The following is a 23,988-nucleotide window of genomic DNA, read 5'->3' as shown; positions in this document are numbered from 1 at the left end:
TTAGTGTTCTCTGGTATCAAAGGGTCCTGGGGGGACGGGGTCGTCTCCACCTGGGTGTAAAGGGTGGCATTTTAATACGCGTTTCACTGTCAACCAACTGCCTTTTATCACTCCAAACCTGCGCAATGCCTCAATTCCGTAGCTTGAGCATGTTGGGGTGAAACGGCAGTGTGGCCCGAGTAGCGGACTAATCAGGCGTTGATAGACCCGAATGAGGGCTATCAGGACCCGCGAGCCAGGCGACAGTGACGGAGCCATAATTTCTCCAACGCTTCCGTGAGAGCACGGTTATCGAGGTCGGCAACCCCCTTTTTAGCCACCACCACGAAATCCATAGAAGGCAGTTCGTGCTGACGTAAACGGAAGCTTTCACGCGTCAGACGTTTAATCCGGTTGCGTTCATGCGCACGCTTAACGTTTTTCTTGGCGACAGTAAGACCGATGCGGGGATGCCCCAGCGAATTCAGGCGGCCGAGGATGGTGATTTGCGGCGTGCCAGCCCGTTGTGGCTGCTGGAAGACGAAAGTGAAATGAGTGGGAGTTAACAAACGTAACTCCCTGGGAAATGCTAGCTTAACCACTCAGGGGTTAGCTTTATTACTTGGAAACGGTCAGACGAGCGCGGCCTTTAGCACGACGACGTGCCAGAACCTGACGACCATTTTTAGTAGCCATACGAGCACGGAAGCCGTGAGAACGGTTGCGCTTCAGTACAGACGGTTGAAAAGTGCGTTTCATGGCGATTTCTACCTAAACTTGAATAAATTCACTGACTTTTGCGTATACCCGAACGAGTTTCGAACGACTAACGCCTCAGCGTGGGTGATTAAAGAGGCCGGATTGTAATAATTGTACACTCCGGAGTCAATTCTCTTTCCTTATTTCCCGCGTAATTCCGCACGTTTTCGCGTGGAAAATGAACAACGGACGACGCAGGAAGATGAGCATCACGCGCCGGGTCGAGGATTATACGGCCTCCCCAACAAAGCGCAAGGATCGTCCTGGATCTTCGTTAGATCATTTAAGTAAAAAATTGTCTGTGCTCATTAATTTTTCCAATATGCGGGCTAAATCGTGGGGCACTCTCCTCAGGATCGATTACACTTACCCGGTTTCGGATCTTCCTGTGGATAAATCGGGAAGAATCTGTGAGAAACAGAAGATCTCTGACTCAGTTTAGGCTATGATCCGCGGTCCCGATCGGGATCCCAGGATCCGGGTCAGGATAAAATTGCAGATAGCAATTCGCACATCCCCCTTTTGCACAGGGTCATGTCGATGTGCGCCAACAATCATGAATATTCAATAGTTTTCTTTTATTGTTCGAGTGGAGTCCGCCGTGTCACTTTCGCTTTGGCAGCAGTGTCTTGCCCGATTGCAGGATGAGTTACCAGCCACAGAATTCAGTATGTGGATCCGCCCATTGCAGGCGGAACTGAGCGATAACACGCTGGCTTTGTATGCGCCAAACCGTTTTGTGCTCGATTGGGTCAGGGATAAATACCTAAATAATATCAACGGATTGTTAAATGATTTCTGCGGATCAGATGTTCCGCAACTGCGCTTTGAGGTGGGAACAAAGCCGGTTACGCAAACCGTTCGTGAAACGGTAAATGTGACCGCACCTGCCCAGGCTGCACCCGCTCCGGCTCCTCGCGTTGCACCGGCTGCCCGTCCGGGCTGGGACAACGTTCCTGCACCCGCAGAGCCAACCTACCGCTCTAACGTTAACGTTAAACACACGTTCGATAACTTCGTTGAAGGTAAATCGAACCAGCTGGCGCGCGCGGCGGCTCGCCAGGTTGCAGATAACCCCGGTGGTGCTTACAACCCGCTGTTCCTTTATGGCGGCACGGGTCTGGGTAAAACGCACCTTCTGCATGCGGTGGGTAACGGCATTATGGCGCGTAAGCCTAATGCGAAAGTGGTGTATATGCACTCCGAGCGCTTCGTTCAGGACATGGTAAAAGCCCTGCAAAACAATGCGATCGAAGAGTTTAAACGCTATTATCGTTCTGTTGACGCACTGCTGATCGATGACATCCAGTTCTTCGCGAATAAAGAGCGTTCGCAGGAAGAGTTTTTCCACACCTTTAATGCGCTGCTGGAAGGCAATCAGCAGATCATTTTGACCTCGGATCGTTATCCAAAAGAGATCAACGGTGTTGAAGATCGCCTGAAATCCCGTTTTGGCTGGGGCCTGACCGTGGCGATCGAGCCACCGGAGCTGGAAACCCGCGTGGCGATCCTGATGAAAAAAGCCGATGAGAACGACATTCGCCTGCCGGGTGAAGTGGCGTTCTTCATTGCCAAGCGTCTGCGCTCCAACGTGCGTGAGCTGGAAGGGGCACTGAACCGCGTTATCGCCAATGCCAACTTCACCGGTCGTGCGATCACCATCGATTTTGTGCGTGAAGCGCTGCGTGATTTACTGGCATTGCAGGAAAAACTGGTCACCATCGACAATATTCAAAAGACGGTGGCCGAGTACTACAAAATCAAAGTGGCAGATTTGCTGTCTAAACGTCGTTCCCGCTCGGTGGCGCGCCCGCGTCAGATGGCGATGGCGCTGGCAAAGGAGTTAACCAACCACAGTTTGCCGGAGATCGGCGATGCGTTTGGTGGCCGTGACCATACGACCGTGCTGCACGCTTGTCGTAAGATTGAGCAGTTACGCGAAGAAAGCCACGACATAAAAGAAGATTTTTCCAATTTAATCAGAACATTATCATCGTGACGCTATGAAATTTACCGTTGAACGTGAACATTTATTAAAACCGCTGCAACAGGTGAGTGGCCCATTAGGTGGCCGCCCAACGCTGCCTATTCTCGGAAACCTGCTGCTTCAGGTCGCGGACGGTACGCTGTCGCTGACCGGCACAGACCTGGAAATGGAAATGATCGCGCGCGTTACGCTGTCTCAGCCGCATAATGCGGGCGCGACCACTGTTCCGGCACGTAAATTCTTTGATATCTGCCGTGGGTTGCCGGAAGGCGCTGAAATCGCCGTGCAGCTGGAGGGCGACCGCATGCTGGTGCGCTCTGGCCGCAGCCGTTTCTCCCTCTCTACGTTGCCTGCAGCAGACTTCCCGAACCTGGATGACTGGCAGAGTGAAGTTGAATTCACCCTGCCGCAGGCGACGATGAAGCGTCTGATTGAAGCCACGCAGTTCTCAATGGCGCACCAGGACGTTCGTTACTACTTAAACGGCATGCTGTTTGAAACCGAAGGTGAAGAGCTGCGTACCGTGGCAACAGACGGCCACCGTCTGGCGGTCTGTTCTATGCCAATTGGCGACTCACTGCCAAACCATTCGGTGATCGTACCGCGTAAAGGTGTGATTGAGCTGATGCGTATGCTCGACGGCGGAGACACTCCGCTGCGCGTGCAGATTGGCAGCAACAACATCCGCGCACACGTGGGTGATTTTGTCTTCACATCGAAGCTGGTTGACGGTCGCTTCCCGGATTATCGCCGCGTATTGCCGAAGAACCCGGACAAAACGCTGGAAGCGGGCTGCGATAGCCTCAAGCAGGCTTTTGCCCGTGCAGCGATCCTCTCCAATGAGAAATTCCGCGGCGTGCGTCTGTATGTGAGCGAAAACCAGATCAAAATCACCGCCAACAACCCGGAGCAGGAAGAGGCAGAAGAGATTCTGGACGTCACCTACGCCGGGGCTGAGATGGAAATTGGCTTTAACGTCAGCTACGTGCTGGACGTGCTGAATGCACTGAAATGCGAAAATGTGCGCATTCTGCTGACCGACTCCGTATCGAGCGTACAGATTGAAGATGCAGCCAGCCAAAGCGCGGCGTATGTTGTCATGCCAATGAGACTGTAGTGAAAAATATCGGGCTATCTTACTTGCCATTTTCAACCTGGGCTGTGCTCGCCCCTGTCACGTACTTCGTGTACGCTCCAGGGTCTGTGCGCAGTCCGCGTTGAAACTGGCTGCGCCGATTACGCCCTGGCCCGAAGAAACCCAGATATGTCACTGACGCGCCTTTTAATTAAAGATTTCCGCAACATTGAAAGCGCGGATCTCGCTTTATCCCCTGGCTTTAACTTCCTGGTTGGCGCGAACGGCAGCGGCAAAACCAGCGTACTGGAAGCCATCTATACGCTCGGCCACGGCCGGGCTTTTCGTAGTTTGCAGATTGGTCGCGTGATTCGCCACGAGCAGGAATCCTTTGTTCTGCACGGACGTTTGCAGGGAGAAGAGCGGGAAACCGCCATCGGCCTGACCAAAGACAAGCTGGGTGACAGCAAGGTGCGCATCGACGGTACCGACGGCCACAAAGTGGCGGAGCTGGCGCTGTTAATGCCCATGCAACTGATTACGCCGGAGGGGTTTACTTTACTCAACGGCGGCCCCAAATACAGAAGAGCGTTCCTCGACTGGGGATGCTTTCACAACGAAGCCGGTTTCTTTAACGCCTGGAACAACCTGAAGCGTCTGCTTAAGCAGCGTAACGCCGCGTTGCGCCAGGTGACGCGTTACGCCCAGCTGCGTCCGTGGGATATGGAGTTAATCCCGCTTGCGGAACAAATCAGCCGCTGGCGTGCCGAATACAGCGCAGGTATCGCCGAAGATATGGCCGACACCTGCAAACAGTTTTTACCTGAATTTTCTCTCACCTTCTCCTTCCAGCGCGGCTGGGAGAAAGAGACGGATTACGCAGAAGTGTTAGAGAGAAACTTCGAGCGCGACCGCATGTTGACCTACACCGCGCATGGCCCGCACAAGGCCGATTTTCGCATTCGTGCTGACGGCGCACCGGTCGAAGATACCTTGTCGCGCGGGCAGCTCAAGCTCCTGATGTGCGCGCTGCGCCTGGCGCAGGGGGAGTTTTTAACCCGCGAAAGCGGGCGACGCTGCCTGTATCTGATAGATGATTTTGCCTCGGAACTTGACGACGCGCGGCGTGGGCTGCTTGCCAGTCGCTTAAAAGCCACGCAGTCGCAGGTTTTCGTCAGCGCCATTAGCGCTGAACACGTTATAGACATGTCGGACGAAAATTCGAAGATGTTTACCGTGGAAAAGGGTAAAATAACGGATTAACCCAAGATTAAATGAGCGAGAAACGTTGATGTCGAATTCTTATGACTCCTCCAGTATCAAAGTCCTGAAAGGGCTGGATGCGGTGCGTAAGCGCCCGGGTATGTATATCGGCGATACGGATGACGGCACCGGTCTGCACCACATGGTATTCGAGGTGGTAGATAACGCTATCGACGAAGCGCTCGCGGGTCACTGTAAAGACATCGTGGTCACGATCCATGCGGACAACTCTGTCTCTGTCACCGATGATGGCCGTGGTATCCCAACCGGTATTCACCCGGAAGAGGGCGTGTCTGCGGCGGAAGTGATCATGACCGTTCTGCACGCAGGCGGTAAGTTCGACGATAACTCCTATAAAGTTTCTGGTGGTCTGCACGGCGTAGGCGTGTCCGTGGTTAACGCCCTGTCGCAGAAGCTGGAGCTGGTTATCCAGCGTGAAGGGAAAACTCACCGTCAGCTTTATACACACGGTGTGCCGCAGGCACCGCTGGCTGTGACTGGCGACACCGACAAAACCGGTACGATGGTGCGTTTCTGGCCGAGCCTCGAAACCTTCACCAACGTCACTGAATTTGAGTACGACATCCTGGCGAAACGCCTGCGTGAACTGTCGTTCCTGAACTCTGGCGTCTCTATTCGTCTGAAAGACAAGCGTGACGGCAAAGAAGACCACTTCCATTACGAAGGTGGTATCAAGGCGTTCGTTGAGTATCTGAACAAGAACAAAACGCCAATTCACCCGAATATTTTCTACTTCTCCACCGAAAAAGACGGTATCGGCGTGGAAGTGGCACTGCAGTGGAACGATGGTTTCCAGGAAAACATCTACTGCTTCACCAACAACATTCCACAGCGTGATGGCGGTACTCACCTGGCGGGCTTCCGCGCAGCGATGACCCGTACCCTGAACGCCTACATGGACAAAGAAGGCTACAGCAAGAAAGCGAAAGTCAGCGCCACCGGTGACGATGCCCGTGAAGGCCTGATTGCGGTTGTCTCTGTGAAGGTGCCGGATCCGAAGTTCTCCTCTCAGACCAAAGACAAGCTGGTTTCTTCTGAGGTGAAATCTGCGGTTGAACAGCAGATGAACGAACTGCTGAGCGAATACCTGCTGGAAAACCCGTCTGACGCGAAAATCGTTGTTGGCAAAATTATCGACGCGGCACGTGCCCGTGAAGCGGCGCGTAAAGCCCGTGAAATGACTCGCCGTAAAGGTGCGCTGGACTTAGCAGGTCTGCCAGGCAAACTGGCTGACTGCCAGGAACGCGACCCGGCGCTGTCTGAACTGTACCTTGTGGAAGGGGACTCCGCGGGCGGTTCTGCGAAGCAGGGCCGTAACCGTAAGAACCAGGCTATCCTGCCGCTGAAGGGTAAAATCCTCAACGTAGAGAAAGCCCGTTTCGACAAGATGCTCTCTTCTCAGGAAGTGGCGACGCTGATCACCGCGCTGGGCTGCGGCATTGGCCGTGACGAATACAACCCGGACAAACTGCGTTATCACAGCATCATCATCATGACCGATGCGGACGTCGACGGCTCGCACATCCGTACGTTGCTGTTGACCTTCTTCTACCGTCAGATGCCAGAAATCGTTGAACGTGGTCACGTCTACATTGCACAGCCGCCGCTGTACAAAGTGAAGAAAGGCAAACAGGAACAGTACATTAAAGATGACGACGCGATGGATCAGTACCAAATCGCGATCGCCCTTGATGGTGCAACCCTGCATGCGAACTCTCACGCGCCTGCACTGGCCGGGGAGCCGCTGGAACGTCTGGTTTCCGAGTTCAACGCCACGCAGAAAATGATTGGTCGTATGGAGCGTCGCTATCCGAAAGCGCTGCTCAAAGAGCTGGTCTATCAGCCAACCCTGACCGAAGCCGATCTGAGCAGTGAGCAGACCGTGTCCCGCTGGGTGAACACGCTGGTGAGCGAGCTTAACGAGAAAGAGCAGCACGGTAGCCAGTGGAAATGTGATATTCAGCAGAATGCCGATCAGCAGTTTGAGCCGGTTATCCGCGTGCGTACCCACGGCGTCGATACTGACTATCCGCTGGAGCACGAGTTTGTGACCGGCCCGGAATACCACCGCATCTGCACTCTCGGTGAGAAGCTGCGTGGTCTGATCGAAGATGATGCCTTCATCGAACGTGGTGAACGTCGTCAGCCGGTTGCCAGCTTCGAGCAGGCGCTGGAATGGCTGGTGAAAGAGTCTCGTCGCGGTCTGGCGATTCAGCGTTATAAAGGTCTGGGTGAAATGAACCCGGATCAGCTGTGGGAAACGACTATGGATCCGGAAAGCCGCCGCATGCTGCGTGTTACCGTGAAAGACGCTATTGCTGCGGATCAGCTGTTCACCACCCTGATGGGTGATGCCGTTGAACCACGCCGTGCCTTTATCGAAGAGAATGCGCTGAAAGCGGCGAATATCGACATTTAAGCCGTTTTTCCCCTCACCTTAACGACACTTTTCGCCCTCGCCCCTTTGGGGAGAGGGCAGGGTGAGGGGAAATAATTCAGTGCAAAAGAGGAATCCCCTCCTCAAATCCCATCCCCCTTTATCCCCGACTCTTTTACTGTTTTTTGAGCGGAATCGCGTTAGCATGAGCCCAGACTTATTCAATCCGGGGATCTCATGGCCATCAAACTCATTGCAATCGATATGGACGGCACGCTGTTGCTACCAAACCACACCATCTCTCCTGCCGTTAAAAACGCGATTGCCGCTGCACGCGCAAAAGGTGTCAATGTGGTGCTGACTACTGGTCGTCCGTATGCGGGCGTGCACAGTTATCTGAAAGAGCTGCACATGAATAAGCCGGGTGATTACTGCATTACCTACAACGGTGCGCTGGTGCAGAAGGCGGCTGATGGCAGCACAGTGGCGCAAACCGCGCTGAGTTATGACGATTACCTGTTCCTGGAAAAACTGTCCCGCGAAGTGGGTTCTCACTTCCACGCGCTCGACCGCAATACCCTTTATACCGCTAACCGCGATATCAGCTACTACACCGTGCATGAGTCTTTTGTCGCGACCATTCCGCTGGTGTTCTGCGAAGCCGAAAAAATGGACCCGGATACGCAGTTCCTGAAGGTGATGATGATTGACGAGCCTGAGATCCTGGATAAAGCCATTGCCCGAATTCCGGCAGACGTGAAAGAGAAGTACACCGTGCTGAAAAGTGCGCCGTACTTCCTCGAAATCCTCGATAAACGCGTCAATAAAGGCACGGGTGTGAAATCGCTGGCCGATGCGTTGGGTATCAAACCCGATGAGATCATGGCGCTGGGCGATCAGGAAAACGATATTGCGATGATCGAATATGCAGGCATGGGCGTAGCGATGGATAACGCCATCTCGTCGGTGAAAGAAGCGGCCAATTTTGTCACCAAATCCAACCTGGAAGACGGCGTTGCTTACGCGATTGAGAAGTTTGTGCTGAACTAATACCTCGCTTGCTATACCCTGATGCGATAACCGCGTATCAGGGTATCCTCATGAAACAAATCACCTTCGCTTCCCGCCATCACCAGCTCACCAATACCAATACCTGGACACCTGACAGCCTCTGGCTTGCCTATGACGTCCGTCCATCCGGGGCGTCGTTCACCGGTGAAACGATTGAGCGAGTCAATGTCAGTACGGGCGAGGTTGAGGTGATCTACCGTGCTACTCACGGTGCGCATGTTGGCGTGGTGACCGTTCATCCCGAGGAAGACAAATACGTCTTTATCCACGGCCCGGAAAACCCCGATGCTGAATGGCAGTACGATTTTCACCATCGTCAGGGGGTGATTGCACAACACGGCCAGGCCACGAATCTGGACGCAATGGATATCACCGCACCTTACACTGCGGGGGCGCTGCGCGGCGGCAGCCATGTTCACGTCTTTAGCCCGAACGGGCGGTTCGTTAGCTTCACGTATAACGACCATGTGCTGCATGAGTGCGATCCAAAACGTGATTTACGCAACGTTGGTGTGGCGGCTCCATACGGTCCGGTAACGCCGCAGGGGGGGCATCCTCGTGAATATGCAGGCACTTTCTGGAGCGTGCTGGTGAGCCGTACAACGCCGGTTCCACAGCCGGGCAGCGATGAAATCAACCGTGCTTACGAAGAGGGGTGGGTGGGTAACACCCGGCTGGCGTTTATTGGTGATACTTTGTCGACGCAGGGTGAAAAAGTGCCTGAGCTGTTTATTGTTGGGTTGCCGACAGATGAGCAGGGCTGGAAATGTGCAGGTGATGCGCCGTTACAGGGAACGCCGGAGACGATGCCTGCACCGCCAGCGGGCGTCATGCAACGTCGCTTAACCTTTACCCATCAGAACCGCTATCCGGGGCTGGTGAACGTACCGCGCCACTGGGTGCGCAGTAATCCACAAGGAACACAGCTGGCGTTTCTGATGCGCGATGATAACGGCATTGTGCAGTTGTGGCTCATCTCACCTGAAGGGGGTGAGCCGCGTCAGTTGACCCGTCACGATAGCGGTATTCAGTCGGCGTTTAACTGGCACCCATCCGGGAACATGCTGGGATTTGTGCTGGAAAACCGAATTGCCTGCTGTGATGCCGAAACCGGAGAGGTGACGTTTTTGACGTCCGATCACGGCAACCCACCGTCTGCCGACGCGGTGGTGTTTTCTCCGGATGGGCGCTTTATTGCTTGGATGGAAGAAACAGACGGTTTCCGCCAGCTGTGGCTAACGGAAACCGCGCAGAATTAGCGTGGAGGCATCTCAGCTGGTGGGATAACGGAGTTAGTGGCCAGATTATCCTTCTCGCTTTTCTCTACGCGCGAGCGCACGGAGTTATCCGTGCGGAACATGTCCCACGGCAGAAGCAGAGTATCTGCTACTGCTGTGAATGGCATATCCAGGATGACCAGAGATTTGGTTCCCCAGTTTGTATCGTCATCGGAAATCATTGCCGCACTGGCACGGGTCCCCGGATATGTTCCTTCTTTACCGCCGGTGTGAGACATCACGCTCGAACACCCGCAAAGTAAAACCACCCCGCTGAACATCGTCAGCTTTATCAGAACATTTTTCATCATCACTCAGTCATCGTTAATGGCACTGCATAGACCTGCAACTCAGGGTTATAGCGAGCCTTATCCAAAATGGATAGCGCGAAAACCCCGCACTGTGGCAGCCATCGCAATTTAACCCTTTGTGCTGTTGTCCCAGTCTATGCGACAACCGGCAAAGTGCAAAAAAATCTCGCACAGATACGCTTGAAATACCCGGATCCAGACCCATTTTAATAAGGTAACCCGATAACGAACACGCCTGATGGGTGTTCGGGGGCGCAATGGCCTGTCCATGATGGAAGGCTACAATTTCTCGCTGATTTCAGGAGTTTTAATTTATGCGTAATTTCGATCTTTCCCCGTTATACCGTTCTGCAATTGGTTTTGACCGCCTGTTTAACCATTTAGAAAATAACCAAAGCCAGAGCAACGGCTACCCTCCATACAATGTTGAGCTGGTTGACGAAAATCACTACCGCATCGCGATTGCTGTCGCCGGTTTTGCAGAAGGCGAACTGGAGATCACCGCGCAGGACAACCTGCTGGTGGTGAAAGGTTCCCATACGGCTGAGCAGAAAGAACGTACCTACCTTTACCAGGGCATTGCCGAGCGCAACTTTGAACGCAAGTTCCAGTTAGCCGAGAACATTCATGTTAAAGGCGCAAACCTGGTTAACGGCCTGCTGTTTATCGAGCTGGAACGCGTGATCCCGGAAGAGAAAAAACCGCGCCGTATCGAAATTAACTGATTACGCGGGTCGCCGTCGCGGCTCACCCAGAATTGCTTGCCGAACCGGGAGCATATGCGAATCCATGAGGATTTGCAGGAACAACTGCGCACAAAAATAACCTGCGCTTACTCGCTTCTTAGAAGGAGAATTACCATGCGTCATAATGACTTATCCCCTCTTCTGCGTCAGTGGATTGGCTTTGATAAGCTGGCTAACGCCCTGCAAAGCACCACCGAGCAACAGACATTTCCGCCGTACAACATTGAAAAAAGCGATGACAACCACTACCGCATCACGCTGGCGCTGGCCGGGTTCCGTCAGGAAGAGCTGGACATTCAGCTCGACGGTACGCGTCTGACCGTGAAAGGGATGCCGGAAAAACAAGAAACCGGGACAAAATGGCTGCATCAGGGGCTGGTTATTCAGCCGTTTAGCCTGAGCTTTACCCTCGCAGATAATATGGAAGTCTCCGGCGCGACGTTTACCAACGGGCTGCTGCATATCGACCTGACCCGCAACGTACCGGACGCCATCGCTCCGCAGCGTATCGCCATTAGCGAGCGCCAGGCATTGAACAGCTAAACGTGTGCGGGCTGGTGCCCTCACCCCCGGCCCTCTCCCACTGTGAGAGGGTGTACACACTAAAAACGGTCACCTTCGGGTGACCGTTTTGCTTTTACCTTCGGTTTTTTTGTGCGCCATCGCCCATACAACCGCTTCCGGCTCTGAGAGAATCCTGAGTATAACTAAGGTTATGCACAGGAAGTGGATCATGAGTGATATCGCGTTAACTGTTAGCGTGTTGGCCCTGGTCGCGGTGGTCGGACTGTGGATTGGCAATATCAAAATCCGTGGCGTCGGGTTTGGGATTGGCGGGGTACTGTTCGGCGGAATTTTTGTCGGTCATTTCGCTGATCAGCTTGGGCTGGTGCTCAGTACCGAAATGCTGCACTTTGTCCAGGAGTTCGGCCTGATCCTCTTCGTGTATACCATCGGTATTCAGGTGGGGCCGGGTTTTTTCGCTTCTCTTCGGGTCTCAGGGTTACGGCTGAATCTGTTTGCCCTCGGCATTGTGGTGATGGGGGGGCTGGTCACCGCTATCCTGCATAAACTTTTCAATATTCCGCTTCCTGTGGTACTGGGGATCTTCTCCGGCGCGGTCACCAATACGCCAGCGCTTGGTGCGGGCCAGCAAATTCTGCGCGATTTGGGTATCTCTCCCGACGTCGTCGACCAGATGGGGATGAGCTATGCGATGGCCTACCCGTTCGGTATTTGCGGCATTCTGCTCTCAATGTGGCTGGTACGCGTGCTGTTTCGTATCAACGTTGAGAAAGAAGCGAAAGATCATGAAACCACACTGACCAACGGCCATGCGCTGATCAAAACCATTAATATTCGGGTGGATAACCCCAACCTGAACAATATGGCGATTCAGGACGTCCCGATCCTGAACAGTGCCAATATCATCTGCTCTCGCCTTAAACGTGACGAAATACTGATGGTGCCCGCACCTGGCACCATTATTCAGCTGGGTGATTTACTGCATCTGGTCGGGCAGCCGATGGATTTGCACAACGCGCAGCTGGTGATTGGCCAGGAGGTTGATACCTCACTCTCGACGCGCGGAACCGACATGCGCGTCGAGCGCGTTGTGGTCACCAATGAGCAGGTTCTTGGCAAAAAAATACGCGATCTGCAGGTAAAAGAGCGTTATGACGTCGTGATCTCCCGCCTTAACCGCGCGGGCGTCGAGCTGGTTGCCAGCCCGGAAGCCAGCCTGCAGTTTGGTGATATTCTCAATCTGGTTGGGCGGCCTTCCTCGATAGATGCTGTGGCGGATATGGTGGGCAACGCCCAGCAAAAACTCCAGCAGGTGCAGATGCTGCCAGTGTTTATCGGTATCGGGCTTGGTGTATTGCTCGGTTCGATTCCGCTGTATGTGCCGGGGTTCCCGGTGGCGCTCAAGCTGGGGCTGGCGGGCGGGCCGCTGATTATGGCGCTGATCCTCGGGCGTATCGGCTGTATCGGTAAGCTCTACTGGTTTATGCCACCCAGCGCGAACCTGGCACTGCGCGAGCTGGGCATTGTGCTGTTCCTTGCGGTCGTCGGGCTTAAGTCAGGTGGTGATTTTGTTAACACGTTGGTTCAGGGCGAAGGGATGAGCTGGGTTGGCTACGGGATATTTATTACCGCCATTCCACTGCTCACGGTGGGCATTCTGGCGCGGATGTTCGCCAAAATGAACTACCTGACGCTCTGCGGCATGCTGGCTGGCTCCATGACCGACCCGCCAGCGCTCGCTTTTGCCAATAACCTGCACGCCACCAGCGGCGCGGCGGCGCTGTCTTACGCCACGGTCTATCCGCTGGTGATGTTCCTGCGCATTATCACCCCACAGCTACTGGCGGTGCTGTTCTGGGGGATGAGTTAGCAAATCTTCCGGGTGGATACGCCGCAGATGGTAGTCCACCTGGTAATCACTGGTATTACGGAACATCACGGAATAATTGAGAAACTCGCCGCTGTCGCTGTAGGAAAGAGAGGTGATCCGCAGCAGCGGCGTTTGTTCCGGCAGGTTCAAATAACGAGCCAGTTGTTTATCCGCCAGCACCGGCGTCAGGCTCTCATAGTTGCCGCTGATGGTGATCCCGCACTCCTTCTCAATGTAATCAAACTTTGACCCTTCAAGATGTGCCAGCGAGAGGTTGCGAAACAGCTTCACGGGCATAAAACTGTCCTCCAGCATCAGCGGTTTTCCCTCCACGTAACGTACCCGCCGCGAAAAGTAGATCCGTTCATCCACCTGAATCCGCAGCTGGCTGGCAATAGCAGGTGGCGCGGGCATCACCTCGAACTGTAATACCTTGCTCTGCACCTCTTTCCCCTGCTGGCGCAGCACCTCCACCAGCCCGGTCAGATTGGTGGTTTCATGGTGGACGTCCTTGCGCGACACAAACGTTCCGCTGCCGTGTCGGCGCTCAACCAGCCCCCAGCTCACCAGCAGATCCAGTGCCTTGCGAATGGTCATCCGCGCCACGCCGAACTCCAGCGCCAGTGCTTTCTCTCCAGGCAGTGGACTGCCGACGTTATAGTCTGATGAATTCAGCCGGAGCCGCAACCGGTCGGCAATAGATTTGTAGATCACAAGTAGACCTCTGTGCGCTTATTGGGGCGTGGGTTGCGTCTTAACATGTCCACATTTACATCAAAAAGTAGACCTTACTGACCAAATTAAAACCATGAATGTGATCACGAATCGCAGCGGCACGTCATGTTTGCTCTGCAGTAAATTCTTATGCTCACGTCAGGCCAGCAAAAAACCATAAAGGCCTCTACCCCCTACAGGTTGTTACGTGAGGATTTAAAGATGCTCAGTCAAATACAACGTTTTGGCGGTGCCATGTTTACCCCGGTGTTGCTGTTTCCGTTTGCCGGGATCGTGGTGGGAATCGCCATCATGCTTCGCAACCCGCTTTTTGTGGGTGAAGCCTTAACTGCCCCTGATAATCTGTTCGCGCAAATCGTTCACATCATTGAAGAGGGCGGCTGGGCGGTGTTTCGCAATATGCCGCTGATTTTTGCCGTCGGCTTACCGATTGGCCTGGCGAAGCAGGCGCAGGGCCGCGCCTGTCTCGCCGTGCTGATTAGCTTTCTGACCTGGAACTACTTTATCAACGCGATGGGGATGACCTGGGGTCATTTCTTTGGCGTCGACTTCTCGGTGGAACCCACTGCCGGAAGCGGTCTGGCGATGATCGCCGGTATCAAAACGCTCGATACGAGCATTATCGGTGCCATTATTATTTCGGGCATCGTTACCGCTATCCACAACCGCTATTTCGACAAACCGCTGCCGGTATTCCTCGGCATTTTCCAGGGCACGTCGTTTGTCGTCATCCTCGCATTCTTTGTGATGCTCCCCTGTGCCTGGCTCACATTGCTGGGCTGGCCAAAAGTGCAGATGGGCATTGAGTCCCTGCAGGCCTTTTTACGTTCTGCCGGGGCGCTCGGCGTGTGGGTGTATACCTTCCTGGAACGTATTCTGATCCCTACCGGGCTGCACCACTTTGTCTACGGCCCGTTTATCTTCGGCCCGGCGGCAGTGGAAGGCGGTATCCAGGTTTACTGGGCGCAGCACCTGCAGGAATTTAGCCAGAGCACGCTGCCGCTGAAAACCCTGTTCCCGGAGGGCGGATTCGCGCTGCACGGCAACTCCAAAGTATTTGGCTCCGTCGGGATTGCGCTGGCGCTGTGGTACACCGCATCGCCGGAAAATCGTGTCAAAGTGGCGGGTCTGCTGATCCCGGCGACGCTTACCGCCATGCTGGTGGGCATCACCGAGCCGCTTGAATTTACCTTCCTGTTTATTTCGCCGCTCCTGTTTGCCGTACACGCCGTGCTGGCGGCCACGATGGCAACGGCGATGTATGTCTTTGGTGTCGTGGGCAATATGGGGGGCGGGCTACTGGATCAGTTCCTGCCGCAAAACTGGATCCCGATGTTCCATAACCACGCCTCGATGATGTTCACCCAGATTGGCATTGGCGTCTGCTTCACCGGCATCTACTTCGTGGTCTTCAAAACGCTGATCGAACGGCTGAACCTCAAAACCCCAGGCCGTGAAGAGAGCGAAATCAAACTCTACAGCAAGGCGGATTATCAGGCTGCGCGTGGGCAAACCACTGCTCCGGCCGCCGCCAGCCAGCAGGTTGGGCAAGCCGCTGGCTTCTTACAGGCGCTCGGCGGGGCTGCCAACATCGAAAGCATCAACAACTGCGCCACCCGGTTACGTATCGCACTGGTCGATATGGCGCAAACCCAAAGCGACGACGTTTTTAAAGCCCTGGGCGCACACGGCGTGGTGCGACGTGGTAACGGCATTCAGGTGATTGTCGGTCTGCACGTTCCCCAGGTGCGTGACCAGCTTGAATCGCTGATGAAAACCCCTTTAACGAACGAACAAACTACCCTGACAGAGGCTATATCATGAAAAAATTCTCAGTTGTCATTGCAGGCGGCGGTAGCACCTTTACACCTGGTATCGTCCTGATGCTGTTAGCCAACCGTGACCGTTTCCCGCTGCGCGCGCTGAAGTTCTATGACAACGACGGTGCGCGTCAGGAAACAATCGCCGAGGCGTGCAAAATCATCCTCAGGGAACAGGCTCCGGAAATTGAATTTAGCTACACCACCGACCCAAAAGCGGCTTTTACTGATGTGGATTTCGTGATGGCGCATATCCGCGTGGGCAAATACCCGATGCGTGAAAAAGACGAGAAAATTCCGCTGCGCCACGGTGTGCTGGGCCAGGAAACCTGCGGCCCGGGTGGGATCTCTTACGGGATGCGCTCTATCGGTGGCGTGCTGGAACTGGTGGATTACATGGAGCAGTACTCGCCGAATGCGTGGATGCTGAACTACTCCAACCCGGCGGCCATTGTCGCGGAAGCAACCCGTCGTCTGCGTCCGAACGCTAAAATCCTCAACATCTGCGATATGCCAATCGGTATTGAAGGGCGTATGGCGCAGATTGTCGGCCTGAAAGACCGCAAAGAGATGCGCGTGCGCTACTACGGGCTGAATCACTTCGGCTGGTGGACATCTATCGAAGATCTGAACGGTAACGATCTGATGCCAAAACTGCGCGAATATGTGGCGAAAAATGGTTATGTTCCACCATCTGACAATGTTCACACCGAAGCAAGCTGGAACGATACTTTCGCTAAGGCGAAAGATGTGCAGGCGCTGGATCCGGACACCATGCCGAACACCTACCTGAAATATTACCTCTTCCCGGACTACGTGGTGGCGCACTCCAACCCGGAACGAACCCGCGCTAACGAAGTGATGGATCACCGCGAGAAGCATGTGTTCAGTTCCTGCCGGGCGATTATCGAAGCAGGGAAATCCTCTGCGGGTGAGCTGGAAATTGACGAACATGCATCGTACATCGTCGATCTGGCCACCGCGATTGCCTTCAACACCCAGGAACGCATGCTGCTGATTGTGCCAAACAACGGCGCTATCCATAACTTTGATGCCGACGCCATGGTGGAAATTCCGTGCCTGGTGGGACATAACGGCCCAGAACCGCTCACCGTGGGCGATATTCCGCACTTCCAGAAAGGGCTGATGAGCCAGCAGGTGGCGGTCGAAAAACTGGTAGTGGATGCCTGGGAACAGCGCTCATACCAGAAACTGTGGCAGGCGATCACCCTGTCCAAAACCGTGCCGAGCGCCTCAGTCGCCAAAGCGATTCTTGACGATCTGATTGAAGCCAACAAAGCGTACTGGCCGGAACTGCATTAATCTGCCTGACCGGCATCATCTGATGCCGGTCTCCTTGTCTTTGTCGATTTACGCTATGCTGAAACCTGCTTGCTGACGACAAGGAACCTTCATGAAAATTTCTCGCCTCGGCGAAGCGCCGGACTACCGCTTCTCTCTGGCTAACGAACGTACATTTTTAGCATGGATCCGCACCGCGCTGGGTTTTCTGGCCGCGGGTGTGGCGCTTGATCAACTGGCTCCTGATTTTGCCACCCCCCTGATTCGCGAAGTGCTGGCTTTGCTGCTCTGTCTGTTTGCGGGCGTGCTGGCTATCTATGGTTATCTGCGCTGGTTACGCAATGAGAAAGCAATGCGTCTGAAGCAGGATCTGCCCTATACGCGCGGGTTGTTTATCATTAGCGTGATTTTGCTGGCGGTGGCTGTTGTCGTGATGGTGCTGGTGTTCTATGGCTGATAGCCGTAAAGCGCGACGTGAAGCCGATCCCGGTCTGCAGCCGGAGCGTACATCACTTGCCTGGCTGCGTACCACGCTGGGATATGGCGCATTGATTGCGCTGGCGATTAAGCATAACTGGCATCGCACGGGCGTACCGTTCTGGATATCCATTGTGATACTGGCGCTGGTGGCCGTGATTTTATGGCGTTACACCCGTAGCCGTAACCTGATGGATGTGGCCAGGGACGATTTTGTGCAACCGAAAGCAATGTGGGACAAATTCCTGATCGCGCTTGCGGTGCTGTCGCTGTCACTGCTATTTGCGGTGACGCATATTCAGCAAATCCTGAATCTGTAATTGCACAAAATCGCCCGGTGGTGGCTTATCTTTTCCCTTTCGCTAAATATTTCGCCATCTCGTCTTCCGGCACCATGCCGCCGCCAGTCGCCCACACCAGATGGGTGGCGTTAGCACTCGCGCTCACGCGTACCGGCCCGGCCATTCCTGCCAGCGCTGATGGCTCCAGACGAATACCTTCCTCCTGCGCCAGCCAGCCGAGCATGTCGTACATGCTCTGGTCGGAAAGCGTGTAGAACCCGTCAAGCAGGCGCTCCATCGCACGCCCCACGAAGCCGGATGCGCGTCCAACGGCCAGCCCGTCTGCCGCCGTGATGTTGTCGATACCCAGATCCTGTACGGCAATCTTATCGTGCAGGCCGGTGTAGACGCCCAGCAGCATACAAGGAGAGTGCGTTGGCTCGGCGAAGAAGCAGTGGACGTTATCGCCAAAGGCCAGCTTCAGGCCAAACGCTACCCCGCCAGGGCCACCGCCGACGCCGCACGGCAGGTAGACATACAGCGGATGTTCCGCATCCACCACGCGCCCCTGCGCAGCAAATTGCGCCTTCAGACGCTCGCCCGCCACCGCATAGCCTAAAAACAGCGTGCGGGAGTTTTCATCGTCGATGAAGAAGCAGTTCGGGTCGCTTTCCGCGGCTTTTCGTCCTTGCTCCACAGCCACGCCATAATCCTGCTCATATTCCACGACGATCACACCGTGGCTACGCAGTTTGGCTTTCTTCCACTCGCGGGCATCGGCGGACATATGTACCGTCACCTTAAAGCCGATGCGCGCACTCATAATGCCGATGGACATCCCCAGATTGCCCGTCGAGCCTACGGCAATGCTGTACTGGCTAAAGAAGTCTTTAAAGCGCGGCTCCAGCAGAATGCTGTAATCGTCTTCAACGCTGAGCAGCCCGGCTGCCAGCGCCAGTTTCTCGGCGTGGGTCAGCACCTCATAGATACCGCCGCGCGCCTTGATGGAGCCTGAGATCGGCAGGTGGCTGTCTTTTTTCAGCAGCAGCGTGCCGGGAATGGCCGTGGCAAATTCCTTCTCCAGCCGTTTTTGCATCGCCGGAATGGCGACCAGTTCAGACTCAATAATGCCGTGGGTGGCAGCCGTTTCCGGGAACGCTTTTGCCAGATACGGCGCAAAACGGTTCAGCCGAGCATGTGCGTCGTCCACATCAGCTTTGGTCAACCCGACATACGGTAACCCTTCCGCCAGCGTGGTGGTGCGTGGGTTAAACCATGTGGTTTCTTTCAGGGCGATCAGATCCTCAATCAGAGGAAACTGGGCGGTTAACGTGGTGATAGTTGCATTTTCCATAATACGTCTCTTCGCGTTCAGATAATGAAAGAAAGCAGGAATGTGCCGCCAAGTGCAAGCACCGAGGCGATAAACGTCGCTGTCGTATAGTATTTGAAGGTCTCATTCAGGGTGGCACCGCAGTATTGCTTCACCAGCCAGAAGAGCGAATCGGTCACGATCGTGCAGCCAATGGCACCGGAACCGATGGCAATGGTGATGATCTCCGGGCTCACGTTCGGGTAGAGCGGCAGCATAGGGGCCACAATGGCCGTGGCTCCCATCATGGCGACCGTCGCAGAACCGACAGCAGCGTGCAGAACCAGCGCCACCAGCCAGGCCAGCAGGATCGGGTGCATGTGCAGGTTAGAGAGAATATGTGCCAGCACATCCGCCAGGCCGCTGGTTTTGAGAATAGCGTTAAACGCTCCGCCAGCACCGATGATCAGCAAAATGTTCGCAATAGAGCCGAAACCGTGTTCGGTATGAGTCAGCATCGTCGCCATGCCCATATGCTGGCGAATTCCCAGCAGGTAATAGGCGACAAACACAGCGATAAACATCGCGGTGATCGGGTTGCCGATAAATTCCAGCAGCGTATACAGCGTGCCCGTTTTGTCGGCCATGTTCAGCTCGGCGACGGTTTTCACCAGCATCAGGGCGATCGGCAACAGTACCGTGAACAGCGTTGCGCCCAGTGACGGCAGGGTGTGCTCTTCACGCACTTTCAGGTCTGAAAACGCTGCCGGAACAGGTTTAAACGGCAGACGGTTACCGAGCAGTTTCAGGAACAGCGGGCCGCCGACCAGAGAGGCCGTCAGGCCAACCAGCAGGCCGTAGACAATAACGGTTCCCACGTCTGCCCCCAGTTTGTTCGTGACAAACAGCGCTGCCGGGTGCGGAGGTACTACGCAATGCACCGCCATCAGTGCAGTACAGAGTGGAATAGCCAGTTTCAGCAGTGAAGTATGCGTCTTTTTGGCAATGGAGAACGCCAGCGGGATCAGTAATACCACGCCCACTTCCACAAACAGTGTAATACCGCAGATAAGCCCCACCAGCACCATAATCACATCGGCCGACAGCCAGCGGCAGCGCTGGAGCGTGATGCCGATGCGTTCCGCTGCACCGGAGACTTCCATCATCTTGCCGAGAATAGTGCCAAGACCAATCACCGCCGCCAGGAAGCCCAGCGTGCCGCCAATGCCGCTCTCAATGGCATTCACCATATCCAGCGGGCTCATTCCCATCATCGCGCCGACGAAGAAGCTCGCCAGCAGCAGTGCCAGGAACGGGTGAAACTTCAGTTTTACGATAGTTAATACAATCAACACGATGCTGATAAGCAGCGTCGCCACAACCCAGACCTGAGATCCCATATTTCACCTCACCCTTAAGTAATCTGCGGGTATTGGACGAAAAAACAGCGTGGGTTGACAAACGATATAAATTGCCGTTCAGATGAGCCAGATTGGATCAAGTGAGTGACTAAACTCTAAAAAGCGCACTAAATTCGTATTTGGTTCACATAAATTCATCTCTGAAAGGTATTCTGAGCGCAGAATAAACGAGTGGAAACCGTGATGAGTGATGTAAATGAAGCCAGAAACCGCCTGTTAAACGGCTGGCAGCTGTCAAAAATGTACACCTTTGAAGTGGCCGCCCGGCATGAGTCCTTTGCGCTGGCGGCTGAAGAGCTGTCGCTCAGCCCCAGCGCAATAAGCCACCGTATCAACCTCCTGGAAGAGGAGCTGGGTATTCAGCTGTTTGTGCGCTCCCACCGTAAAGTGGAGCTGACGCCGGAGGGAAAACGCGTCTGGTGGACGCTCAAGTCGTCGCTGGACACCCTGAACCAGGAGATCCTGGATATTAAAAATCAGGCGCTTTCCGGCACGCTGACGGTTTACTCCCGTCCGTCGATTGCCCAGTGCTGGCTGGTACCGATGCTGGGTGACTTTACCCGCCGCTACCCGTCAATTTCACTTACCATTCTGACGGGTAATGATTACGTCAATATGCAGCGAACGGGTGTCGATCTGGCGCTCTATTTCGACGATACACCGCCAAACCATCTGTCTCACCATTTTCTGATGGATGAAGCGATCCTGCCGGTCTGCTCGCCAGAATATGCCCACCAACATGCGCTGCTACAGAATCCCGACAACCTGCGTCACTGCACGCTGCTGCATGACCGTCAGGCCTGGAGCAATGATTCCGGTACGGATGAGTGGTGTAGCTGGGCGCAAAATTTTGCGGTGAGCATGCCGCCATCATCGGGTATTGGTTTCGATCGTTCCGATTTGGCGATTATTGCAGCAATAAACCATGTCGGGGTGGCGATGGGGCGTAAACGGCTGGTGCAAAAGCGGCTCGAACGCGGTGAGCTTATCGCGCCTTTCGGTGAAAAGACCCTGAAATGCCATCAGCATTACTACATCTCAACGCTTTCCGACCGGCAGTGGCCGAAAATTGACGCCTTTATCGGCTGGCTGCAAGAACTGGCGAGATGAAGAATTATTACGCTTTGGCTCTACACCAAATGTGAAAAAGCGTGCTAAATACAGGTTATTGCTTTTGATTTCTTGCAAGGTACACCGTGTTAAAGCCTTTCATTGCTACAGCGTTACTGATCGCGTCCGGCTGGGCCTGTGCCGCAGAGCCGCCTCTGACGGCTGCCCGCTATGCACAACAGCTGGGTGTTGGCATGGATGTAGACTGGGCGCGCACTGAGCGCGGTATCCGGGAGTTCGACCCGCTGGAGGTGCGTGATTTTCGCGCTAAAGGGATAAGCCATGTGCGTATCCGCGTGGCCGATGAACCGACGGAAGCCCGGCTGATCCATCTGCGTAAACTGGTGGAAGCCTGCGAGCAATATGGTGTTATCCCAATCATCTCTTATCAGGCCGATGTCTATAAAAACGACCCGAAAGCCGATAACGAGAAAGAGGTGATCAACTGGTGGATTGCCGTGGCACACTATTTTGGCCAAAGCTCGCCGTTACTGGGCTTTGACCTGATCTACGAGCCCGCGGACAAACTTAACCACAATATCGCTTCGCTTAACCGGGTGTATGAAAAAACCATCAAGATTATCCACAGCATCGATGCTGACCGCATGATCTTCATCGCCCCCCGCCTGCGTGCTGCACCGGAAGATCTCTTCAGCCTGAAACTGCCTGCGCACAGCCAAAACTACGTGCTGGCGGAGTGGCATATTTTTCCGTGGGGACCGCTGAAAAATAACGGTAAATACCCGTGGACATCCGGCACGGCGGCGGAGAAAGCAGCCATCAACAACCATATTAATACGGCGCTGCACTGGCAACAGAAAACCGGACACGTCAGCTGGGTCGGGGGCTGGGGAGTGGGTGAGTCAAACAGGTTCACACCCACGGCGTCGCAAATGGCATTTGCTTCGTTTATGGCCTGCGAGCTGCAAAAGGCGAAAATCCCCTACGCGATTAACGCCGATTTTCAGTTTTACGACGGGGAAGAGGGAGCCTGGCGTCCTGCACCGGAGCCACTGCTGCAGACCATGATTGCGCCCGTTTGTGAAACGCCCGGCGATAAGCCGGGCCATCATGCGGTTAAACCGGTTGCTCGTGACGCGGAACACGCGACGCCAGCGGCAGCCAGCACAGTAAAATCAGCAGACCCATCAGCGTCATCAGCAAACCCAAACTAGCCTGACCGGTTTGCGGCAGCATGGCGGAGAGCCAGGCCAGCGCGCCAGAACCGATATTCTGCAAACCGCCTACCAGTGCGCCTGCCGTACCTGCGAGGAACGGGAACGGCTCCATCGCGCCGCTGGTGGCGAGCGGGAACAGCATGCCCGCGCCGAAGAAGAACAGCGCCGCCGGGATCAGTAGCGTCCAGACGGTCATCACGCCAAACAGCCCCGGGATCCACATCATCAGGCCCGCCAGCAGACAGCTAATGACCGATTGCCACATCAGCGTGGAGAAACGCTTGTTCGGGCGTCCGGCGAACCATGCGCCGAAAAACGCCGCCGGGATCGGCAGAATAAACAGGATGCTCACGACCATGCTGCTCAGACCAAGCCCAGCGCCTAACAGCACGCCGGAGCAGGCTTCAAACACGGCAATACCCGCCAGGCCACCAACCAGCATCAGCAGGTAGCAGTTAAACGCACCGCTGCCGAACAGCGTTTTGTAGCTGGTGACCAGTCTGGTGCGCGGTGCGCCCGTCGGACGCGTCTCCGGCATCCAGCGCGCCATGCTGAAGGTCACAATCACGCACAGCACCAGCAGGAAGGCGTAGCAGGCGCGCCAGGACCACATTGTGTCCAGCAGACCACCAATCAGCGGGGCCAGCAGCGGGCTCACCAGAATGCCCATATTGAGCAAACTGTTGGCGTGGCGAAGCTGGGTACCTTCATACAGATCGCGCGGTAACGTTCGCGCCATGACCCCGCCAACGCCAGTTCCGACACCCTGCAGGGCGCTGGCGGCAATCAATACGGTCAGGTTATGGGTCGTGATGGCAATGACCGTCGCAACCATGAAAATGCACATACCCACTAAAATCACCGGGCGACGCCCGATGCGATCGGACAGCGGCCCGTAGAACAGTTGCGAAACGCCATAGGTCAACAGGTAAGCGGCCATCACGCTCTGTACCACGCCCTCACGGACGTTCAATTCCTTTGCCATGTCGGCAATCGCCGGAATGTAGATGGTTTGTGCCATCTGACCGACGGCCACCAGTAACACCAGCATCAACAATAAGTTAACGTTCCTTTGTTTTTTCATGTCGCTG

23 protein-coding genes and 1 other annotated feature are annotated in these 23,988 nt (G+C 54.9%); of the genes, 15 read left to right on the top strand and 8 right to left on the bottom strand.

Features of this window, described 5'->3' with window-relative positions; genetic code table 11:
• The 3 genes from yidD to rpmH are packed head-to-tail and all read right to left on the bottom strand — an operon-like array spanning position 1 to position 738.
• Positions 1 to 258, bottom strand: a complete 258-nt coding sequence (gene yidD, locus HV318_RS13775) for a membrane protein insertion efficiency factor YidD (RefSeq protein ID WP_182273189.1) — start codon at positions 256 to 258, stop codon at positions 1 to 3.
• A complete protein-coding gene (gene rnpA, locus HV318_RS13770) occupies positions 222 to 581 on the bottom strand; it encodes a ribonuclease P protein component (RefSeq protein ID WP_182273188.1) in 360 nt (119 codons plus the stop codon). The genes yidD and rnpA overlap by 37 nt, the downstream gene beginning before the upstream one ends.
• Positions 582 to 597: 16 nt before the next feature.
• Positions 598 to 738, bottom strand: coding sequence for a 50S ribosomal protein L34 (gene rpmH / locus HV318_RS13765; RefSeq protein WP_000831330.1), 141 nt, complete (start codon positions 736 to 738; stop codon positions 598 to 600).
• 601 nt (positions 739 to 1,339) lie between these two features.
• On the opposite strand from rpmH, the gene dnaA reads away from it, so the two are divergent.
• The 6 genes from dnaA to HV318_RS13735 all read left to right on the top strand — a co-directional run bounded on the left by dnaA (position 1,340) and on the right by HV318_RS13735 (position 9,791).
• Positions 1,340 to 2,737 (top strand): chromosomal replication initiator protein DnaA, encoded by a 1,398-nt coding sequence (gene dnaA / locus HV318_RS13760; RefSeq protein WP_182273187.1) that lies wholly within the window; start codon positions 1,340 to 1,342, stop codon positions 2,735 to 2,737.
• Positions 2,738 to 2,741: 4 nt separating this feature from the next.
• Positions 2,742 to 3,842 (top strand): DNA polymerase III subunit beta, encoded by a 1,101-nt coding sequence (gene dnaN, locus HV318_RS13755; protein WP_182273186.1) that lies wholly within the window; start codon positions 2,742 to 2,744, stop codon positions 3,840 to 3,842.
• A 147-nt stretch (positions 3,843 to 3,989) separates the two neighbouring features.
• On the top strand, positions 3,990 to 5,063 hold the full coding sequence (recF, locus tag HV318_RS13750) for a DNA replication/repair protein RecF (protein WP_182273185.1): 1,074 nt from the start codon (positions 3,990 to 3,992) through the stop codon (positions 5,061 to 5,063).
• Between the two features lie 28 nt (positions 5,064 to 5,091).
• Entirely contained in the window at positions 5,092 to 7,503 is a 2,412-nt protein-coding gene (gene gyrB, locus HV318_RS13745) for a DNA topoisomerase (ATP-hydrolyzing) subunit B (protein WP_182273184.1), read from the top strand.
• A gap of 195 nt (positions 7,504 to 7,698) precedes the next feature.
• Positions 7,699 to 8,511, top strand: a complete 813-nt coding sequence (gene yidA, locus HV318_RS13740; protein WP_182273183.1) for a sugar-phosphatase — start codon at positions 7,699 to 7,701, stop codon at positions 8,509 to 8,511.
• 50 nt (positions 8,512 to 8,561) lie between these two features.
• Positions 8,562 to 9,791, top strand: a complete 1,230-nt coding sequence (locus tag HV318_RS13735; RefSeq protein WP_182273182.1) for a YidR family protein — start codon at positions 8,562 to 8,564, stop codon at positions 9,789 to 9,791.
• On the opposite strand, the gene HV318_RS13730 is transcribed toward HV318_RS13735, so the two are convergent.
• Positions 9,788 to 10,120 carry a YceK/YidQ family lipoprotein gene (locus HV318_RS13730; RefSeq protein WP_182273181.1) on the bottom strand — a complete coding sequence of 111 codons (333 nt, stop codon included), beginning with the start codon at positions 10,118 to 10,120 and terminating at the stop codon, positions 9,788 to 9,790. The genes HV318_RS13735 and HV318_RS13730 overlap by 4 nt on opposite strands.
• Before the next feature lie 248 nt (positions 10,121 to 10,368).
• Positions 10,369 to 10,441 (top strand) — a sequence feature (ROSE (Repression Of Heat Shock gene Expression) occurs in the 5'-region of heat shock genes and acts as an RNA thermometer to modulate expression.).
• On the opposite strand from HV318_RS13730, the gene ibpA reads away from it, so the two are divergent.
• The 3 genes from ibpA to HV318_RS13715 all read left to right on the top strand — a co-directional run bounded on the left by ibpA (position 10,435) and on the right by HV318_RS13715 (position 13,261).
• Positions 10,435 to 10,845, top strand: coding sequence for a small heat shock chaperone IbpA (gene ibpA, locus HV318_RS13725; RefSeq protein WP_182273180.1), 411 nt, complete (start codon positions 10,435 to 10,437; stop codon positions 10,843 to 10,845). It overlaps the preceding feature by 7 nt.
• Positions 10,846 to 10,980: 135 nt before the next feature.
• Positions 10,981 to 11,409, top strand: a complete 429-nt coding sequence (ibpB, locus tag HV318_RS13720; protein ID WP_182273179.1) for a small heat shock chaperone IbpB — start codon at positions 10,981 to 10,983, stop codon at positions 11,407 to 11,409.
• 190 nt (positions 11,410 to 11,599) lie between these two features.
• Entirely contained in the window at positions 11,600 to 13,261 is a 1,662-nt protein-coding gene (locus HV318_RS13715; protein WP_182273178.1) for a putative transporter, read from the top strand.
• Here the strand turns inward: HV318_RS13715 and HV318_RS13710 are convergent.
• Entirely contained in the window at positions 13,229 to 13,975 is a 747-nt protein-coding gene (locus tag HV318_RS13710; RefSeq protein ID WP_182273177.1) for a GntR family transcriptional regulator, read from the bottom strand. The genes HV318_RS13715 and HV318_RS13710 overlap by 33 nt on opposite strands.
• A gap of 222 nt (positions 13,976 to 14,197) precedes the next feature.
• On the opposite strand from HV318_RS13710, the gene HV318_RS13705 reads away from it, so the two are divergent.
• From HV318_RS13705 to HV318_RS13690, 4 genes are all read left to right on the top strand, one after another.
• Positions 14,198 to 15,820, top strand: a complete 1,623-nt coding sequence (locus HV318_RS13705) for an alpha-glucoside-specific PTS transporter subunit IIBC (protein ID WP_182273176.1) — start codon at positions 14,198 to 14,200, stop codon at positions 15,818 to 15,820.
• The gene (locus HV318_RS13700; protein WP_182273175.1) at positions 15,817 to 17,139 is read left to right on the top strand and encodes a 6-phospho-alpha-glucosidase; all 1,323 of its coding nucleotides are present in this window, start codon (positions 15,817 to 15,819) and stop codon (positions 17,137 to 17,139) included. Before HV318_RS13705 ends, HV318_RS13700 begins: the two co-directional genes overlap by 4 nt.
• A gap of 91 nt (positions 17,140 to 17,230) precedes the next feature.
• Entirely contained in the window at positions 17,231 to 17,575 is a 345-nt protein-coding gene (locus HV318_RS13695; protein ID WP_182273174.1) for a YidH family protein, read from the top strand.
• Positions 17,568 to 17,915 (top strand): DUF202 domain-containing protein, encoded by a 348-nt coding sequence (locus HV318_RS13690; RefSeq protein ID WP_182273173.1) that lies wholly within the window; start codon positions 17,568 to 17,570, stop codon positions 17,913 to 17,915. Before HV318_RS13695 ends, HV318_RS13690 begins: the two co-directional genes overlap by 8 nt.
• A gap of 25 nt (positions 17,916 to 17,940) precedes the next feature.
• Here the strand turns inward: HV318_RS13690 and dsdA are convergent, their stop codons facing one another.
• Positions 17,941 to 19,230: a D-serine ammonia-lyase gene (gene dsdA / locus HV318_RS13685; RefSeq protein ID WP_182273172.1), complete on the bottom strand. Its 1,290-nt coding sequence runs from the start codon at positions 19,228 to 19,230 to the stop codon at positions 17,941 to 17,943.
• 17 nt (positions 19,231 to 19,247) lie between these two features.
• Positions 19,248 to 20,588 carry a D-serine transporter DsdX gene (gene dsdX, locus HV318_RS13680; RefSeq protein ID WP_182273171.1) on the bottom strand — a complete coding sequence of 447 codons (1,341 nt, stop codon included), beginning with the start codon at positions 20,586 to 20,588 and terminating at the stop codon, positions 19,248 to 19,250.
• Between the two features lie 204 nt (positions 20,589 to 20,792).
• On the opposite strand from dsdX, the gene dsdC reads away from it, so the two are divergent.
• Entirely contained in the window at positions 20,793 to 21,719 is a 927-nt protein-coding gene (gene dsdC, locus HV318_RS13675; protein WP_182273170.1) for a DNA-binding transcriptional regulator DsdC, read from the top strand.
• Between the two features lie 86 nt (positions 21,720 to 21,805).
• Entirely contained in the window at positions 21,806 to 22,894 is a 1,089-nt protein-coding gene (locus HV318_RS13670; protein ID WP_182273169.1) for a cellulase family glycosylhydrolase, read from the top strand.
• Here HV318_RS13670 and emrD read toward each other — a convergent pair.
• Entirely contained in the window at positions 22,797 to 23,981 is a 1,185-nt protein-coding gene (gene emrD / locus HV318_RS13665; RefSeq protein ID WP_182273168.1) for a multidrug efflux MFS transporter EmrD, read from the bottom strand. The two genes, HV318_RS13670 and emrD, sit on opposite strands and share 98 nt — an antisense overlap.
• Between the last annotated feature and the right edge of the window lie 7 nt (positions 23,982 to 23,988).

The sequence above is a fragment of the Enterobacter sp. RHBSTW-00901 genome (genome assembly GCF_014103115.1).
Taxonomy (GTDB): domain Bacteria; phylum Pseudomonadota; class Gammaproteobacteria; order Enterobacterales; family Enterobacteriaceae; genus Enterobacter; species Enterobacter cloacae_P.
Note: the sequence above shows the minus strand (reverse complement) of the source record. Positions and strands in the feature narration are given on the sequence as shown.

Coding starts and splice junctions, on each gene's coding strand:
- rpmH (WP_000831330.1), bottom strand. CDS start 738: ATGAAACGCACTTTTCAACCGTCTGTACTGAAGCGCAACCGTTCTCAC.
- recF (WP_182273185.1), top strand. CDS start 3,990: ATGTCACTGACGCGCCTTTTAATTAAAGATTTCCGCAACATTGAAAGC.
- HV318_RS13690 (WP_182273173.1), top strand. CDS start 17,568: ATGGCTGATAGCCGTAAAGCGCGACGTGAAGCCGATCCCGGTCTGCAG.
- HV318_RS13700 (WP_182273175.1), top strand. CDS start 15,817: ATGAAAAAATTCTCAGTTGTCATTGCAGGCGGCGGTAGCACCTTTACA.
- HV318_RS13705 (WP_182273176.1), top strand. CDS start 14,198: ATGCTCAGTCAAATACAACGTTTTGGCGGTGCCATGTTTACCCCGGTG.
- ibpB (WP_182273179.1), top strand. CDS start 10,981: ATGCGTCATAATGACTTATCCCCTCTTCTGCGTCAGTGGATTGGCTTT.
- HV318_RS13695 (WP_182273174.1), top strand. CDS start 17,231: ATGAAAATTTCTCGCCTCGGCGAAGCGCCGGACTACCGCTTCTCTCTG.
- ibpA (WP_182273180.1), top strand. CDS start 10,435: ATGCGTAATTTCGATCTTTCCCCGTTATACCGTTCTGCAATTGGTTTT.
- emrD (WP_182273168.1), bottom strand. CDS start 23,981: ATGAAAAAACAAAGGAACGTTAACTTATTGTTGATGCTGGTGTTACTG.
- gyrB (WP_182273184.1), top strand. CDS start 5,092: ATGTCGAATTCTTATGACTCCTCCAGTATCAAAGTCCTGAAAGGGCTG.
- HV318_RS13735 (WP_182273182.1), top strand. CDS start 8,562: ATGAAACAAATCACCTTCGCTTCCCGCCATCACCAGCTCACCAATACC.
- yidA (WP_182273183.1), top strand. CDS start 7,699: ATGGCCATCAAACTCATTGCAATCGATATGGACGGCACGCTGTTGCTA.
- HV318_RS13715 (WP_182273178.1), top strand. CDS start 11,600: ATGAGTGATATCGCGTTAACTGTTAGCGTGTTGGCCCTGGTCGCGGTG.
- dsdX (WP_182273171.1), bottom strand. CDS start 20,588: ATGGGATCTCAGGTCTGGGTTGTGGCGACGCTGCTTATCAGCATCGTG.
- yidD (WP_182273189.1), bottom strand. CDS start 258: ATGGCTCCGTCACTGTCGCCTGGCTCGCGGGTCCTGATAGCCCTCATT.
- HV318_RS13730 (WP_182273181.1), bottom strand. CDS start 10,120: ATGATGAAAAATGTTCTGATAAAGCTGACGATGTTCAGCGGGGTGGTT.
- dnaN (WP_182273186.1), top strand. CDS start 2,742: ATGAAATTTACCGTTGAACGTGAACATTTATTAAAACCGCTGCAACAG.
- dsdA (WP_182273172.1), bottom strand. CDS start 19,230: ATGGAAAATGCAACTATCACCACGTTAACCGCCCAGTTTCCTCTGATT.
- dsdC (WP_182273170.1), top strand. CDS start 20,793: ATGAGTGATGTAAATGAAGCCAGAAACCGCCTGTTAAACGGCTGGCAG.